15 protein-coding genes and 1 tRNA gene are annotated in these 14,019 nt (G+C 70.1%); 10 read left to right on the top strand and 6 right to left on the bottom strand.

Features of this window, described 5'->3' with window-relative positions; genetic code table 11:
* Position 1 precedes the first annotated feature (1 nt).
* The 3 genes from leuC to V6R91_RS23760 all read right to left on the bottom strand — a co-directional run bounded on the left by leuC (position 2) and on the right by V6R91_RS23760 (position 3,238).
* Positions 2 to 1,447, bottom strand: a complete 1,446-nt coding sequence (gene leuC / locus V6R91_RS23750) for a 3-isopropylmalate dehydratase large subunit (protein ID WP_336397334.1) — start codon at positions 1,445 to 1,447, stop codon at positions 2 to 4.
* Between the two features lie 212 nt (positions 1,448 to 1,659).
* On the bottom strand, positions 1,660 to 2,064 hold the full coding sequence (locus V6R91_RS23755; RefSeq protein WP_336397335.1) for a hypothetical protein: 405 nt from the start codon (positions 2,062 to 2,064) through the stop codon (positions 1,660 to 1,662).
* Positions 2,065 to 2,233: 169 nt separating this feature from the next.
* Positions 2,234 to 3,238 carry a TerC family protein gene (locus tag V6R91_RS23760; RefSeq protein ID WP_067244432.1) on the bottom strand — a complete coding sequence of 335 codons (1,005 nt, stop codon included), beginning with the start codon at positions 3,236 to 3,238 and terminating at the stop codon, positions 2,234 to 2,236.
* Between the two features lie 197 nt (positions 3,239 to 3,435).
* On the opposite strand from V6R91_RS23760, the gene V6R91_RS23765 reads away from it, so the two are divergent.
* From V6R91_RS23765 to V6R91_RS23775, 3 genes are all read left to right on the top strand, one after another.
* Positions 3,436 to 4,056 carry a TIGR00645 family protein gene (locus V6R91_RS23765; RefSeq protein ID WP_336397336.1) on the top strand — a complete coding sequence of 207 codons (621 nt, stop codon included), beginning with the start codon at positions 3,436 to 3,438 and terminating at the stop codon, positions 4,054 to 4,056.
* Between the two features lie 103 nt (positions 4,057 to 4,159).
* On the top strand, positions 4,160 to 4,717 hold the full coding sequence (locus V6R91_RS23770) for an RNA polymerase sigma factor (RefSeq protein WP_271061158.1): 558 nt from the start codon (positions 4,160 to 4,162) through the stop codon (positions 4,715 to 4,717).
* Positions 4,714 to 5,832: a DUF4349 domain-containing protein gene (locus V6R91_RS23775; RefSeq protein ID WP_336397337.1), complete on the top strand. Its 1,119-nt coding sequence runs from the start codon at positions 4,714 to 4,716 to the stop codon at positions 5,830 to 5,832. Before V6R91_RS23770 ends, V6R91_RS23775 begins: the two co-directional genes overlap by 4 nt.
* 48 nt (positions 5,833 to 5,880) lie before the next feature.
* Here the strand turns inward: V6R91_RS23775 and V6R91_RS23780 are convergent, their stop codons facing one another.
* Entirely contained in the window at positions 5,881 to 6,321 is a 441-nt protein-coding gene (locus V6R91_RS23780) for a hypothetical protein (protein WP_336397338.1), read from the bottom strand.
* Positions 6,322 to 6,529: 208 nt separating this feature from the next.
* Between V6R91_RS23780 and V6R91_RS23785 the strand changes: the two genes are divergently transcribed.
* The 5 genes from V6R91_RS23785 to V6R91_RS23805 all read left to right on the top strand — a co-directional run bounded on the left by V6R91_RS23785 (position 6,530) and on the right by V6R91_RS23805 (position 9,930).
* On the top strand, positions 6,530 to 7,075 hold the full coding sequence (locus V6R91_RS23785) for a helix-turn-helix domain-containing protein (protein WP_336397339.1): 546 nt from the start codon (positions 6,530 to 6,532) through the stop codon (positions 7,073 to 7,075).
* Between the two features lies 1 nt (position 7,076).
* Positions 7,077 to 8,369 carry an MFS transporter gene (locus V6R91_RS23790; RefSeq protein WP_336397340.1) on the top strand — a complete coding sequence of 431 codons (1,293 nt, stop codon included), beginning with the start codon at positions 7,077 to 7,079 and terminating at the stop codon, positions 8,367 to 8,369.
* Positions 8,370 to 8,378: 9 nt separating this feature from the next.
* Positions 8,379 to 8,801 carry a nuclear transport factor 2 family protein gene (locus tag V6R91_RS23795; RefSeq protein WP_336397341.1) on the top strand — a complete coding sequence of 141 codons (423 nt, stop codon included), beginning with the start codon at positions 8,379 to 8,381 and terminating at the stop codon, positions 8,799 to 8,801.
* A 76-nt stretch (positions 8,802 to 8,877) separates the two neighbouring features.
* Positions 8,878 to 9,612 carry a response regulator transcription factor gene (locus V6R91_RS23800; RefSeq protein WP_336397342.1) on the top strand — a complete coding sequence of 245 codons (735 nt, stop codon included), beginning with the start codon at positions 8,878 to 8,880 and terminating at the stop codon, positions 9,610 to 9,612.
* Positions 9,613 to 9,618: 6 nt separating this feature from the next.
* Entirely contained in the window at positions 9,619 to 9,930 is a 312-nt protein-coding gene (locus V6R91_RS23805) for a DUF7882 family protein (RefSeq protein ID WP_067244417.1), read from the top strand.
* A 100-nt stretch (positions 9,931 to 10,030) separates the two neighbouring features.
* On the opposite strand, the gene V6R91_RS23810 is transcribed toward V6R91_RS23805, so the two are convergent.
* Positions 10,031 to 10,103 (bottom strand) — tRNA-Glu (locus V6R91_RS23810).
* A 146-nt stretch (positions 10,104 to 10,249) separates the two neighbouring features.
* Between V6R91_RS23810 and V6R91_RS23815 the strand changes: the two genes are divergently transcribed.
* Positions 10,250 to 10,888, top strand: a complete 639-nt coding sequence (locus V6R91_RS23815) for an MBL fold metallo-hydrolase (protein WP_336397343.1) — start codon at positions 10,250 to 10,252, stop codon at positions 10,886 to 10,888.
* On the top strand, positions 10,881 to 11,465 hold the full coding sequence (locus tag V6R91_RS23820; protein ID WP_336397344.1) for a GNAT family N-acetyltransferase: 585 nt from the start codon (positions 10,881 to 10,883) through the stop codon (positions 11,463 to 11,465). The genes V6R91_RS23815 and V6R91_RS23820 overlap by 8 nt, the downstream gene beginning before the upstream one ends.
* A 65-nt stretch (positions 11,466 to 11,530) precedes the next feature.
* Here the strand turns inward: V6R91_RS23820 and pepN are convergent, their stop codons facing one another.
* The gene (pepN, locus tag V6R91_RS23825; RefSeq protein ID WP_336397345.1) at positions 11,531 to 14,011 is read right to left on the bottom strand and encodes an aminopeptidase N; all 2,481 of its coding nucleotides are present in this window, start codon (positions 14,009 to 14,011) and stop codon (positions 11,531 to 11,533) included.
* Between the last annotated feature and the right edge of the window lie 8 nt (positions 14,012 to 14,019).

A 14,019-nucleotide genomic window follows, 5' to 3' on the forward strand; every position in this document is an offset into this window, starting at 1 on the left:
TTCAGGCCTCCTGCTCGACCAGGTCGCTCGGGCTGGACAGGGTGCCGCGCACGGCGGTGGCGGCGGCGACGAGCGGCGACACGAGGTGCGTGCGCCCGCCCTTGCCCTGCCTGCCCTCGAAGTTGCGGTTGGAGGTGGAGGCGCAGCGCTCGCCCGGGGCGAGCTGATCGGGGTTCATGCCCAGGCACATCGAGCAGCCGGCGAACCGCCACTCGCCGCCGAACTCCTCGACGATCTTGTCGATCCCTTCGGCCTCGGCCTCCAGGCGGACCCGGGCCGAGCCCGGGACGACCATCACCCGGACGCCCTCGGCCTTCTGCTTGCCCTTGATGATGGACGCGAAGGCCCGCAGGTCCTCGATCCGGCTGTTCGTGCAGGAACCCATGAAGACCGCGTCGACCTTCACGTCCTTCAGCGGCGTCCCGGGCGCCAGGTCCATGTACTCCAGGGCCCGCTGGGCGGCGGCGCGCTCGTTCGGGTCCTCGATCGCGGACGGATCCGGGACGGACGAGGACAGGGAGCTGCCCTGGCCCGGGTTGGTCCCCCAGGTCACGAACGGCTCCAGCGCGTCCGCGTCGATGAAGACCTCCGCGTCGAACTCGGCGCCCTCGTCCGTCGGGAGCGTCCGCCAGTAGGCGACGGCGTCGTCCCAGTCCTGCCCCTGCGGGGCATGCGGCTTGCCCTTCACGTACGCGAAGGTCGTCTCGTCCGGAGCCACCATGCCGGCGCGGGCACCCGCCTCGATCGACATGTTGCAGATCGTCATCCGGCCTTCCATCGACAGCGCGCGGATGGCGCTGCCCCGGTACTCCAGGACGTAGCCCTGCCCGCCGCCGGTGCCGATCTTGGCGATCACGGCGAGGATGATGTCCTTCGCCGTGACCCCGGGGCGCAACGTCCCGTCGACGTTGATCGCCATCGTCTTGAACGGCTTCAGCGGCAGGGTCTGGGTCGCCATGACGTGCTCGACCTCGCTGGTGCCGATCCCGAACGCCATGGCGCCGAACGCGCCGTGGGTCGAGGTGTGCGAGTCGCCGCAGACGACGGTGATGCCGGGCATCGTCAGGCCGAGCTGCGGCCCGACGACGTGCACGATGCCCTGCTCGGCATCGCCCAGCGAGTGCAGGCGCACGCCGAACTCCTCGGCGTTGCGGCGCAGGGTCTCGATCTGCGTGCGGCTGGTGAGGTCGGCGATGGGCTTGTCGATCGCCAGGGTCGGTGTGTTGTGGTCCTCGGTCGCGATCGTGAGGTCGAGGCGCCGGAGCGGCCGCCTCTCCGTGCGCAGGCCGTCGAAGGCCTGCGGGCTCGTGACCTCGTGCACCAGGTGCAGGTCGATGTAGATGAGGTCCGGCTCGCCGTTCTCGCCCTTGACCACGAGGTGGTCGTCCCAGACCTTCTCGGCCAGGGTGCGGGGGCGCGTCGGCGCGGTCGTCGCGTCGTTGGTCATGTGTCGCTGTCTCCTGTTGTCGGCGTATGGCCAGAGCGGACTCCGCGACGAGGATGGCCTAGCTGATCGAGGTCTCGTCGCGGCTGCTAAGGAGAAGCGCCGGCGCCTGCATGCCGGTCAGTTTACACCGGCACGCAGGCGCCTCGGACCGCGGGCGTCACTCCGTGACGGCGAGGTCCCGCCTGTCACGTCCACCCGCCGCCCCGCTGCCGTCAGGGAACGACATTCGATACCTCGCCGGGAAGAACCAAGAACTCCCCGACGACGGTCGTCCCGTCCTCGGCATAGACGGGGACCGGGAAAGACCGTCCTCCCCGTTCCTGCTGCCACGCCAGCGCCTGCTCCGGCGAGGTGAAGGACAGAGCGGCCGTCGTGCCGTCCGCGACCTCCAACTCCGTCCTGCGGACGTATCCGAGCCTGCCGTTGGTCGCGTACGCCCGGATCAGATCCGGCTCCTGTTCCCGGTTCGAGGCGTCCGCCGCGGACCCGAAGGTCTCACCGTGCGCGTTCACCGCGTAGGACGGCGCCGGGCGGGTCTCCGAAATGTCGCGGGATTCCGATGTCGCTCCGTTGGCGGCGAGCACCGTTCCGCCGGCGACGCCGACGAGTGCGGCCACGGCACAACCAGCGCCGATCAGAATCCGCCGACTCGCCGTCATCATCGTCCTCTTGCTCACCGATCTGGTGTGCAAAACGTACTCCTGAGGCGAGGAGAAGTACAGAGAGACGGCGAGGCGCCCGCGTGGGCACGGGGTGCCGGCACGCAGGCGCCTCGGACCGCGGGCGTCACTCCGTGACGGCGAGGTCCCGCTTCTCCTGCTTCTTGTCACGCGAGGACGCGATGAGGCTCGCCACGGTCGCCACGGCCATGGAGGCGAAGATCACGCCGAGGGAGACCCAGTTGTTGATGTCCGGCGCCCACTCGATCGGGTGGCCGCCGTTGATGAACGGCAGCTCGTTGTGGTTCATGGCGTGCAGGATCAGCTTGATGCCGATGAAGCCCAGGATGAACGCGACGCCGTAGTGCAGGTAGCGCAGCTTCTCCAGCAGGTCGCCGAGCAGGAAGTAGAGCTGGCGCAGACCCATCAGCGCGAACAGGTTCGCGGTGAAGACGAGGAACGGGTTCTGCGTGACGCCGTAGATCGCGGGGATCGAGTCGACCGCGAACATCAGATCGGTCACACCGATGGAGACGAACACGATGAGCATCGGGGTGAACATCTTCTTGCCGTCCACGACCGTGCGGAGCTTGGCCCCGTCGTAGTTGTCGCTGATGTCGATCCCGCGGCGGAGCATCCGGATGATGAAGTTCTCCGTCTGCTCGTCGTCCTCGTGCTTCTCCGGCATCGCCTGGCGGATGGCCGTGAAGATGAGGAACGCGCCGAAGAGATAGAAGATCGGGCTCAGGTGCTCGACCGCCGCGCCGACGATGAGGATGAAGATCGCCCGCAGCACCAGGGCGATGATGATCCCCACCATCAGCACCTCTTGCTGATAGCGCCGAGGCACCGAGAACTGCGTCATGATCAGCACGAAGACGAACAGGTTGTCGATGGAGAGGCTGTACTCCATCGCCCACCCGGTGAGGAAGTCGACCGAGTCCTTGGTGTCTCCCATGAGGAACAGGAGCCCGGCGAAGATCAGCGCGAGGGTGACGTAGAAGGTGACCCAGAGGGCCGATTCCTTCGTGGAAGGGATATGGGGCCGCTTCAGGATGAGCAGCAGGTCTCCGACGAGGATCAGCGTCAGCACGATCAGCGACGTGACCTCGAACCAGACAGGGATGTCCACGGGCGCGATGCACCTTTCGAAAGGGTCGGTCAAGAGCCGAAAGTCTCTCCCCCGCACCGGAGTGCGTCGCGCGTCCGGAGCAGCGATGACGATGCTCGTGATGACGACCGCGCGGAAGCGGGATACTCCCTCTCGCCTGAACATCGTACCGGACCGAGCGTCGTGCACCGGCCGCCGCTCGTGGTGAAATGGTCGGCGTGACAGAGACGCCGAACGCCGAAGCGCCGCTCGAGACCAGTGACCGCAACCCCTGGGCACGGGCCATCGCCTCGCTCATCTTCGTCAGCAGGTGGCTCCAGGCGCCGCTGTACCTCGGGCTGATCGTCGCGCAGGCGGTCTACGTCGTGGTGTTCATGATCGAGCTGTGGCACCTCGTCGAGAAGGTGTTCGCCGGCAAGGAGCTCGTCGAGTCCGAGATCATGCTGGCCGTCCTCGGCCTCATTGACGTGGTCATGATCGCGAATCTGCTCATCATGGTGATCATCGGCGGCTACGAGACCTTCGTCTCGCGGATCCACGTGGACGGCCACCCGGATCAGCCCGAGTGGCTCTCCCACGTCAACGCGAACGTGCTGAAGGTCAAGCTCGCGATGGCCATCATCGGCATCTCGTCGATCCACCTGCTGAAGACCTTCATCGAGGTGGGCGGGATGACCGAGAACGGCACCGTCCACAGCGGGGACAAGTACACCCCCGTCGGCGTCCTGTGGCAGGTCGTCATCCACATGGTGTTCATCGTCTCCGCGCTCGCGCTCGCCTGGATCGACCGGATGTCGTCCCACACCGCTGCCAAGCCGGCCGCCCCCGCCGCGCACTGAGCCGGACACGATCCGGCACCGATCCGCACCGGTCCCGATCCGGATCTGAGACGATTCCCGCACACGCGACACTTCCCGGTGAGAGACACCGAACGGAGCGGGTATGACACAGGCGACGGACGACCAGGCACTGGTCGCGCGAGCGGCCGAAGGTAGCGAGCACGCGTTCCGCGCGCTGTATCGCGCCTACGTGCGGCCGGTGTACTGGATCGCCCACGGCATCCTCGGGTCCCCGGCGGATGCCGAGGACGTGGTCCAGGAGACGTTCGTCGTCGCGTGGCGCAAGCTCCCGGGACTCGTCCTCGCCGGCGATTCCGTGCTGCCCTGGCTCGCGACGATCTGCCGGTTCCAGGCGGCCAACCGCCTGCGCCGGCGGATCCGCGACGAGTCCCGGACGCAGGAGGGCCTGGACGAGACCCTGCCCGCGACCGTGGACGTGGAGCAGCAGGTCATCAGCGCCGAGCTGGCGGATCGGATCACCCGCGAGCTCGCGGGGATGAGCGAGCTCGACCGCGAGATCTTCCGCCTCTGCGCCGCCGAGGGCTATGCCTACCAGGCCGCCGCCGACGAGCTCGGGGTCGGCCACGCCGTCGTCCGCAACCGTCTCTCCCGCGTGCGCACCCGCCTGCGCGGAGCCGTGACCGGAACGGAACCCGCATGAACGCCCAAACCCCCGACATCACCCTGCCCGACCTCCCGGACGACAGCGTCGCGCGCATCGAGGAGGCGGTGTTCGAGCGGATCGCCGATGAGCGGACCGCGGACCGGAAGAAGACCGAACGCTCCCGCTCCCGCCGTCGCCGGGGCTGGCTCACCGCCGGGGGAATCGCTGCGGCCTTCGTGGTCGGCGTGATGGTCACCCCGGCCGTCGTGAACGGGCTCGGCGGCGCATCGGGCTCGTTCGCGACCTCGGTGGCGGAGGACTCCGGCGGCGCGCCCGCGCCGGAGAGCGCCGGCGGAGGGGTGACCTACGACACCGAAGCGCAGAGTGACGCCGGCTCGGCCGTCAAGGGCGCGGATCCCGGTGCGGTCGCCGAGCGCGAGATCATCCAGACGGGATCCGCCACGGTCCGGGTGGACGACATCCGCGCGGCCGCCGAGACTCTCTCGACCCTCGCCGAGAAGCACGGCGGGTTCGTCGAGAGCCAGGACATCGGAGCGGGCGGCGACCCGACCGTCGACGGAGACCAGGCCGCGACGAGCGAACCGCCCCTTCCCCGGGGCGACGACTACGGCTGGCTCACCGTGCGCGTGCCCGCCGCGGACCTCGCCGCCCTGATGGACGAGCTGGGATCCCTCGGCGAGGTGACCGCCACGTCCGTCGGCAAGAGCGATGTGACCGCCGTCGCCGTGGATCTTCGGGCCCGGATCGAGTCCTCGCGGGCGTCCGTGCAGCGGCTCACCGAGCTCATGGCGCAGGCGGGTTCCGTCGCCGACCTGCTGGCCGCCGAGACGGCTCTCACCGACCGCCAGGCGCAGCTGGAGGGATACGAGCAGCAGCTCAAGGATCTCGAGACGCAGGTCGACATGTCCACGCTGTCCGTCTCGCTCACCCGGACGGCGGATCCCGTGAAGGCGGACCCGGCCGGATTCGGCGACGGACTCGCCGCGGGCTGGACCGGGCTCATCGCCACCCTCAACGGTCTCGTGGTCGCCCTCGGGTTCCTGCTGCCGTGGCTGGTGATCGCCGGAGCCGCCGCCCTCGTCGTCTGGGGAGTGATCCGCCTCCGCCGGCGTCGTCGCCCGGCCCGCGCGGAGACGGTCGACCGCGCCTGATCCGACGCGACGCCCGCCGATCCCCGATCGGCGGGCGTCGTCGTGCGCTCAGCTCACGGCGCGGCGGACCAGGTCCGTGACCCGCTCCTCGACCTCCGGCGTCCACGAGCGCACCGCGAACCCGACCGGCCACATGTCGCCGTCGTCGAGCGCGGCGCGATCCTCGAACCCGATCGTCGCGTAGCGGGTGTTGAACTTCTTCGCGGGCGAGAGGAAGACGACGATCTTGCCCTCGCCGTTGGCGAACCCGGGCATCCCGTAGTAGGTCTTCGGCACGAGATCGGGCGCCACGGAGGAGACCACCCGGTACAGCCCCTCGCCGAGCACCCTGTCCTCGGGCTCCAGGGCTTCGATGGCCTCCTTCACCGCCTTCTCGCCCGCGGCACGGTTCTTCCCCGCCTTCTCCTGCTCGCGCAGTTCCTTCGCGCGCTGCTTGACCGCCTCGCGCTCCTCCTTGCTCAGCCCCGCAGAAGCCTCGTCCTTGGCCATGTCTCCTCCGTCATCATGGTGTCCGTGGCCCGGGCGCTCTCGCCCGGTACGGATCCGAGGCTACGCGGATCCCCACGGCGTAACTTCTCGGTTCCTGATCGATCTCGCCGGGCCGAGAACGCGTGTTTGAGAATGCGCCGCTTCCGTGATTTTCCGGGGTATACAAGAACTCTTGTCGAATTCGGATCCCCGCCCTACCGTGGTCGGCGTGGAACAGATCTCCGTCATCACCGCCGTGCACCACCCGCTCCGGCGACGCATCGTCGACCACCTCGTGCTCCACGACACGGCGCAGGTCACCGTGCTGGCACGGCGCCTCGACGCACAGGTCGGCAGCATCAGCCACCACCTGAGGATGCTGGAGCGCGCCGGGGTCGTGGAGCGCGCAGAGGCGCCCGACGGCGACCGGCGCACCAGCTGGTGGCGCCTGGCCCGACGCGGCTTCACCTGGTCCGCCGACGATTTCGCCGACTCCCCCGCCGACGCGCTCCTGGCCCGAGAGGCCGAACGGCAGAACATCCGCGCGCAGATCGAGCGACTGCAGCGCGCTCGGCGACGACCGTCGGCCGAGACCCCCGGCTACGACGCCTTCAGCACGGACACCCTCTCATGGGCGACCCCGGACGAACTGGCGGACCTCGGAGACCGCATCAACGCCCTGGTCCGCGACTGGGCACGCGACATCGACCGAGGAGACGGCAGGGAGCGCATCCCGGTCTTCTTCTTCGCACACGGATTCCCCACGGAGGGCTGAGATGACGACCGCACCCCAGCCGCGCCTTCTGCGCGAGCCGCCGCCCTTCCGAAGGGACCGCATGGTCCAGTCGTGGCTGGTCGTCAAAGCGCTCTCCGACGCCGGTGACGCCGTGTGGACCATCGCGGTGGCTTGGACGGCCGTGCAGATCGCCTCACCGGCCGTCGCCGGGCTCGTCGTCGCCGCCGGGACGGTGCCGCGCGCCGTGATCCTCATCCTGGGCGGGGCCGTCGCCGACCGTGCGGACGCCCGGCGGATGATGCTGCTGTTCAACGGGATCCGCGTGGCCGTGCTGGTCGGAGCCGCGCTCTGGGCGTTGTCCTCCGCGCCGACGGTCGGGCTGCTCCTCGTCGCGACGGTGGCGTTCGGGATCTGCGACGCCTTCTACGAGCCCGCCGCGGGGACCATGCCGCGCCGGCTCGTCCGGACCGCCGACCTGCCCGCCTATTCGGCGCTCAGCCAGACACTGGGCCGCCTGGGAACGATGGCCGGCGCCGCCGTCGGGGGCCTCCTCGTCGCCCTGTTCGGGATCGGCGGAAGCGCAGCGATCGACGCGGTGACGTTCACCGTCGTGATCGCCTTCCTCGCCCTCTGGCTGCGTGCGCGCTTCGCGCTGCCGCGGTCCTCGGACGGGGAGTCGGTGCTGCGCGGGGTCGCCCGCGGCTTCGGCCATCTCCGGCGCGAGCCAGCCACGCGCACGCTCGTCCTGTCGTTGTCCGGGCTCAACCTCGCCGTCGGCCCCGCCCTCGCCATCGGCCTCGCTCTCCAGGCGCATGCCCACGGCTGGGGCGCCGGAGCCGTGGGGCTCTTCGAGGCGCTCGTCGGCGGCGGTGCGCTGGCCGGTGCGCTCGCCGTGGTGCGATTCCGTCCCCGCCGCGAGGCCGTCGCCGCGTTCCGCGCCCTCATCGCGCAGGGGGCGGCGATCGCGGTCCTCGGGATCGGCTCCCCGGTCGCGATCGGCGCGGCGTGTCTCGTGATCGGACTCACCGCGGGGTACGCGTCCGTCCTGCTGGGCGCGACGTTCGCGGCGACCGTCGCGCCGGACTACCTCGGTCGCATGTCGTCGGTGACCCGACTCGGCGACGACGTCCTCATGCCGATCGCGATGGCCGGGTTCGGCGCTCTCGCGTCCGCCCTCCCCCTCTGGATGCCGTTCGCCCTCTACGGTGCGTCACTCGCGCTGATCATGGTCCTCCCGCTGCGCACCCCCGCGCTGCGGGCCATCGTGCTGCGGGAGGGGAGCCGCGCCGAGGCCGCGTCTGACGCCGTTGAGGACCGACCAAGCGCTCGATAGAGTGCGCGGATGAGGATCACCGACATCGAGGACCGGCTCTCACTGCGCGATCTCGTCGAGAGCTACGCGCGCTGCGCGGACGACCGGGCGAGCGCGGAGCTCGCCGCCCTGTTCCTGCCGGACGGCGTCCTGCGCGCTCCGGATGGGACCCACACCGGACGGGCCGAGATCGCCACCGCCATCGCGCGCTTGGACCGCTTCGTCGAGACCTTCCACTTCCTCGGGAACCACCGCTCCGTCCTCCTCGGCGACGAGGCGACCGGGGAGACCGCCTGCACCGCGCACCATCTCCTGTCGAACGAGGACGGGCATGTCGACCTCACGCTGCTCATCCGCTATCACGATCGCTTCCGCCGGACAGCGCAGGGATGGCGATTCGCCGAGCGCGAGATCCGCGTCGCGTGGAGCGAGCGGCACCCCGTCCGCCGCTAGCGAGCGGCCCGGGCCGAGAGCGTCTTCACCCCTAGGGGTGAAGACAGGCAGTCCACTCCCCCGTACCGTGGGGATCATGTCGCCAGATGGTCCCTCGCGCCGCTCGGACGAACCGTCGACCGATCCGGATGCGCCCGCGCTCCGCGTCGCCCTGGTGAACGACTACGAGGTGGTCGCGCACGGCCTCGCCGGGATGATGCGCGCCTATCAGGACATGATCCAGGTCGTCGAACTGGATCTGAACACGCCCGTGGCGGACGAGGTCGACATCGCCCTGTACGACACGTTCGCATCCACGCAGGGCGACCGCGAGGACGTCCACGAGCTGTCCGCGAACTCGCGAGTCGGTCGCGTGGTGGTGTACTCGTGGGTCCTCGACGAGTCCGTGATCCGCGCCGCCATCACCAACGGCGCGGGAGGCTACGTCTCCAAGGGCGTCACCGCGGCACAGCTCGTCACCGCGTTGCGGGAGATCCATGCGGGGCGATCACAGGTCTGGGTCGACGGACGGAGCGCACCCGCTCCCACAGGCGGGGACTGGCCCGGCCGGGAGGAGGGCCTCACCGCTCGCGAGTCCGAGATCCTCGCGCTCATCACGCAGGGCTTCTCCAACACCGACATCGCCGAGCGCACCCGCCTCTCGATCAACTCCGTGAAGACCTTCATCCGGTCCGCGTACCGTCGGATCGGCGCGCGCTCGCGTACCGAGGCCGTGCTGTGGGGCGTCGAACACGGCTTCCGACCGGACCGTCGCCGCGTGCGCGAGCCCGAGCTCCCGGCTCCCGCGGAAGAGTCCCGCGGACAGGTGTAGGACGGCGTGGGACGCATTCACTATGGCGGGACCTCCTCCCCGATCCACGTCGAGGACCGGACTCTCGCCCACCTCACTCTCGTGATGACGACGAAGCTGCGCCGTGGTGAGAGCTTCACCGTCTCCTGGCCGCACTGCGACGACGAGCCGACCGGACGCAGTTCGATCTGGATCCACCCCGCCATCGCACTGCGGTTCGACTTCGACGGGTCCGAACCGCCGACGCTGAATCGGCAGTACCTCATGGAGCTCGCGAGGTCGGCGAGCTCGACGGAGGGCATCCGCCTCACCGCCGAGGACATGGGGCGCCGAGGATGATCCGCCGGTGCCGTCCGCCGCTGACCGGTCCCCGCACCGGTCAGCTCGTGGCAGGGAACGACGAAGGCCCCCGGCACTGCCGGGAGCCTTCGCTCTTCGGTGACCCCAGCGGGATTCGAACCCGCGTTACCGCCGTGAGAGGGCGGCGTACTAGGCCGCTATACGATGGGGCCGTTTCCGCGAGGCTTTCCGTCTCGCGACAACCGTTCAAGTATGACATGACGCTGTGCGCTCGCAAAATCGACGGCGGGCGATCGCGGATCCCGGGAGTGTCGAACGGTCGTTTGCCTCCGGCGCCGGAGGGGAGTTGACTCGTCCCATGCGCGTCACCAAGCACGAACACGCCACCGTCCGGATCGACGACCACGGCGAGACCCTGATCGTCGACCCCGGGATGTTCACCCTCCCGCTGGCCGATCTCGATCACCTCGTCGCGGTCGTCATCACCCACGAGCACCCGGACCACGTCGATCCGGCGCAGCTCGAGCGGATCCTTCGCGACGCCCCGGGAACGCCGGTCTACGCCCCCGCCGCCGTCGCTCGGTCGATCGACCCGATTCCGGTCAACGAGGTCGAGCCCGGGGACACGGTCACCGTCGGGTCGTTCACGCTCCGCTTCTTCGGCGGGACGCACGAGGTCATCCACTCCTCGATCCCGCTCGTCGAGAACGTCGGGGTGCTGGTGAACGACGAGTTCTACTACCCCGGCGACTCCTACGCCGTCCCGGAGGGGGTCGAGGTCGGGATCCTGGCCGCTCCGCTCGGCGCCCCCTGGCTGCGCGTGAGCGACGCGATCGACTTCGTGCTCGCCGTGAAGCCGCGGCGCGCCTTCGGCACCCACGACATGACGCTGTCCGTCATCGGCAAGAACATGCACCGTCAGCGTCTGCAGTGGGCGACGGAGCAGGGCGGCGGCGAGTTCCTCGCCCTGGAGCCCGGCGACGTGCTCGATGACTGAGCCGCCGCGCTCCCCCTCCGTCGCTCCTCCCCCGCTCCTGCCCGCGCCGACCGCACGGCTCCGCTTCCGCCCGATGGGCCCCTCGGACCTCGACGACATGGCCCGGCTGCTCGGCGACCCGGAGGTCATGGCGTACTACCCCGCGCCGCGGACCCGTGCCGAGAGCGCGACGTGGATCGCGAACCAGCAGCGCCGCTACGACGAGGACGGGCACGGGCTCTGGGTCGTGGAGACCCTCGACGGCGACTTCGTCGGCGACTGCGGCATCACCTGGCAGACCTACAACGGCATCCGGGTGCGCGAAGTGGGCTACCACGTGCGCCCGGAGCTCCAGGGCGTGGGGTACGCCACCGAGGCCGCGCAGGCGTGCGTGGACCTTGTCCGCCTGCACTTCGCGCCCACGCTGCTGACGGCCATCATCCATCCCGAGAACACCGCGTCCCGTCGGGTCGCGGAGAAGCTCGGGATGACGCACATCGCCGACGACCACGCACACCCGTGGATCGTCCGGAGCGTCATGGGGATGAGCGTCGACCGGAGCGTCGACACCCCCTCTGCCCGTCCGCACCCCCTCTGAAACACGGATTTCAGAGGGGGTCTCGGCGCGGCGAGGGGGTTTCGACGCCGGAGGCTCGGGGGGGGCTACTGGGCGGCGCGGACGCGGAGGTCGCGGGCCAGGTGGTCGCGCTGCTCGATCACGATCCGCCGCAGCGCCGCCGGAGCATCGGCGTTGGCCGCGAGCCAGGCGTCGACGGCCTCCGTCGACGCCGCCGCGGGGAACAGCCCGATTACCAGCCGCTGGGCGATCTCGATGCTCCGCTGCTCCCATGCGTCGCGGATCCGCGCGAAGTAGTCGGCGTCGTGCGCCTCGATCAGATCCCGGCGCGCGCCCGCCCGCACGCCGCGGATCGTGGCGTCGAGGTGGTCGTTGCTGAGGCTCTGATCCGTCCACGCTGACTTCCACGCCTCGGCACGCACGTCCGCCGTCGGGAAGGAACGGCGCGCGGCGAGCGCCGCGGTGCGCCCGCTCGCCGTGTCGTCGCGGCGCAGCTCGGCGGCGACCGCCGACTCGTCCGCGTGGCCGGTCGCCGCGAGCGCGACCACGAGCTCCCAGCGGAGATCCGGATCGAGGGGAAGCCCCTCCGGCGCCTTCCCGTCGAGGAGCGCGCGCACCTCTGCGCGACGGGCATCGTCGACGGCCGCGGCCGAGGCGAACGCCCGGGCCCAGGCCAGCTGCGCATCGCTGCCGGGGTCGGCGTCCCCGAGCGCCGCCCAGCACGTCTCCAGCCACTCACGACGGGCCCCCGCGCGATCGGCCTCCGGTGTGTAGTGCCCGACCGCGAAGGCCGCGTTGAGCAGCACGCCGTTACGCAGCGCGCTGTCGCTCTCCCGGGGAGCATGGTCGCGCGCGATACCCAGGTAACGCTCGACGGGCAGCTCGCCATCGCGCGTCGCGTTCCACAGCGCCGACCAGACCAGTGCCCGCGCCAGCGGGTCCTCCAGGGTCGACAGCCCCTCCTCCACGGTGGCGAGGGAGCGCTCGTCGAGGCGGACCTTCGCGTAGGTCAGGTCTCCGTCGTTCAGGAGGGTCAGGTCGGCGGCCGGCAGAGCCACCGGCGTCCGCTCCTGCGCGATGTCCGCGGGCACGCGCTCCCGGAGGGCCAGCACGCCGTCGACCCGGTCGTAAAGACCGATCTGCAGCCGGTGCGGGCGGGCCGCCGACTGCACGACCTCCGCCGATCCCGACGACGAGCGCTCCAGCCACAGCGTCGTGACGCCGGTGGTCTCCAGCCACGCCTGCGACCACGTCCTGACGTCCCGGCCGGAGGCGTCGGCGAGCTCGACGAGCAGGTCCTCCAGCGTCGTGTTGCCGAACGCGTGCCGGGCGAAGTACCGGCGGGCGCCCTCGAAGAAGGCCTCTTCGCCCACGAACGCGACGAGCTGCTTGAGCACCGCCGCGCCCTTGGCGTAGGTGATCCCGTCGAAGTTCAGCTTCGCCGCCTCCAGGTCGGGGATGTCCGCGACGACCGGATGGGTCGTCGGCAGCTGGTCCTGCGTGTAGGCCCAGGCCTTCCGACGGTTCGCGAAGGCGACCCAGGCGTCGGTGAACACGGTCGCGGCCACCGACGCGTGGGAGCCCATGTAGTCCGCGAACGACTCCTTCAGCCAGAGATCGTCCCACCAGCGCATGGTGACGAGGTCGCCGAACCACATGTGCGCCATCTCGTGCAGGATCGTGTTCGCGCGCGCCTGATGCTGGGCGCGCGTCGCGGCGCCGCGGAACACGTACGCCTCCGTGAACGTCACGAGCCCCGGGTTCTCCATGGCCCCGAGGTTGTACTCCGGGACGAAGATCTGGTCGTACTTCCCCCACGGGTAGTCGTAGCCGAACGCCTCGGTGAAGAAGTCCAGCCCCTGGCGGGTGATCGTCACGATCTCGTCGGCGTCGAGGTGCTCCGCGAGCGAGGCACGGCACAGCACACCCAGGGAAACGGACTGCCCGCCGTGATCCCAGGCGGCGTCGATCCGGTGGTAAGGACCGGCCGCGACCGCCGTGATGTAGCTGGAGATCGGCAGCGTCGGTGCGAACTCCACCGTCTGGATCCCGTGGGCGGCCGACGTGCCGACCGCGCTCTGGTTCGACAGCACCTGCCACCCCTCCGGGGCGCGGACCACGAAGGTGTAGGAGGCCTTCATGTCCGGCTGCTCGAAGCAGGCCATCACCCGCCGGGAGTCGGCCGGTTCGTACTGCGTGTAGAGGTAGGTGTGACCGTCGACCGGGTCCGAAAAGCGGTGGAGCCCCTCCCCGGACCTGCTGTAGGCGCCCGTCGCCTCGATCGTCACGACGTTGTGCGGCGCCAGGCCCGACACCGTGATCCGCGCGCCGTCGTAGCGCACCTCCTGGTCGACGCCATTCAACGTCACCCGGCTCACTCCCTCGCCGATGAAGTCGATCCACGTCTCCGGCGCCGTCGCATCGAACTCGAGCGTCGTGATCGTCGGGAATCCGGAACGGGACGGATCCGGGGCACCGCTCAGGTCCAGCTCGACGCGGACGCGCTGGAGGCCGATGGCCGCGGATCGCGCGGCGGTCTCTTCCCGGGTGAGGTTCGCAGAGGTCATCCCTCCAT

The sequence above is a fragment of the Microbacterium sp. CCNWLW41 genome, assembly GCF_037083505.1.

Coding starts and splice junctions, on each gene's coding strand:
- V6R91_RS23820 (WP_336397344.1), top strand. CDS start 10,881: ATGACTGAGCCGCCGCGCTCCCCCTCCGTCGCTCCTCCCCCGCTCCTG.
- V6R91_RS23775 (WP_336397337.1), top strand. CDS start 4,714: ATGAACGCCCAAACCCCCGACATCACCCTGCCCGACCTCCCGGACGAC.
- leuC (WP_336397334.1), bottom strand. CDS start 1,447: ATGACCAACGACGCGACGACCGCGCCGACGCGCCCCCGCACCCTGGCC.
- pepN (WP_336397345.1), bottom strand. CDS start 14,011: ATGACCTCTGCGAACCTCACCCGGGAAGAGACCGCCGCGCGATCCGCG.
- V6R91_RS23770 (WP_271061158.1), top strand. CDS start 4,160: ATGACACAGGCGACGGACGACCAGGCACTGGTCGCGCGAGCGGCCGAA.
- V6R91_RS23800 (WP_336397342.1), top strand. CDS start 8,878: ATGTCGCCAGATGGTCCCTCGCGCCGCTCGGACGAACCGTCGACCGAT.
- V6R91_RS23780 (WP_336397338.1), bottom strand. CDS start 6,321: ATGGCCAAGGACGAGGCTTCTGCGGGGCTGAGCAAGGAGGAGCGCGAG.
- V6R91_RS23795 (WP_336397341.1), top strand. CDS start 8,379: ATGAGGATCACCGACATCGAGGACCGGCTCTCACTGCGCGATCTCGTC.
- V6R91_RS23815 (WP_336397343.1), top strand. CDS start 10,250: ATGCGCGTCACCAAGCACGAACACGCCACCGTCCGGATCGACGACCAC.
- V6R91_RS23790 (WP_336397340.1), top strand. CDS start 7,077: ATGACGACCGCACCCCAGCCGCGCCTTCTGCGCGAGCCGCCGCCCTTC.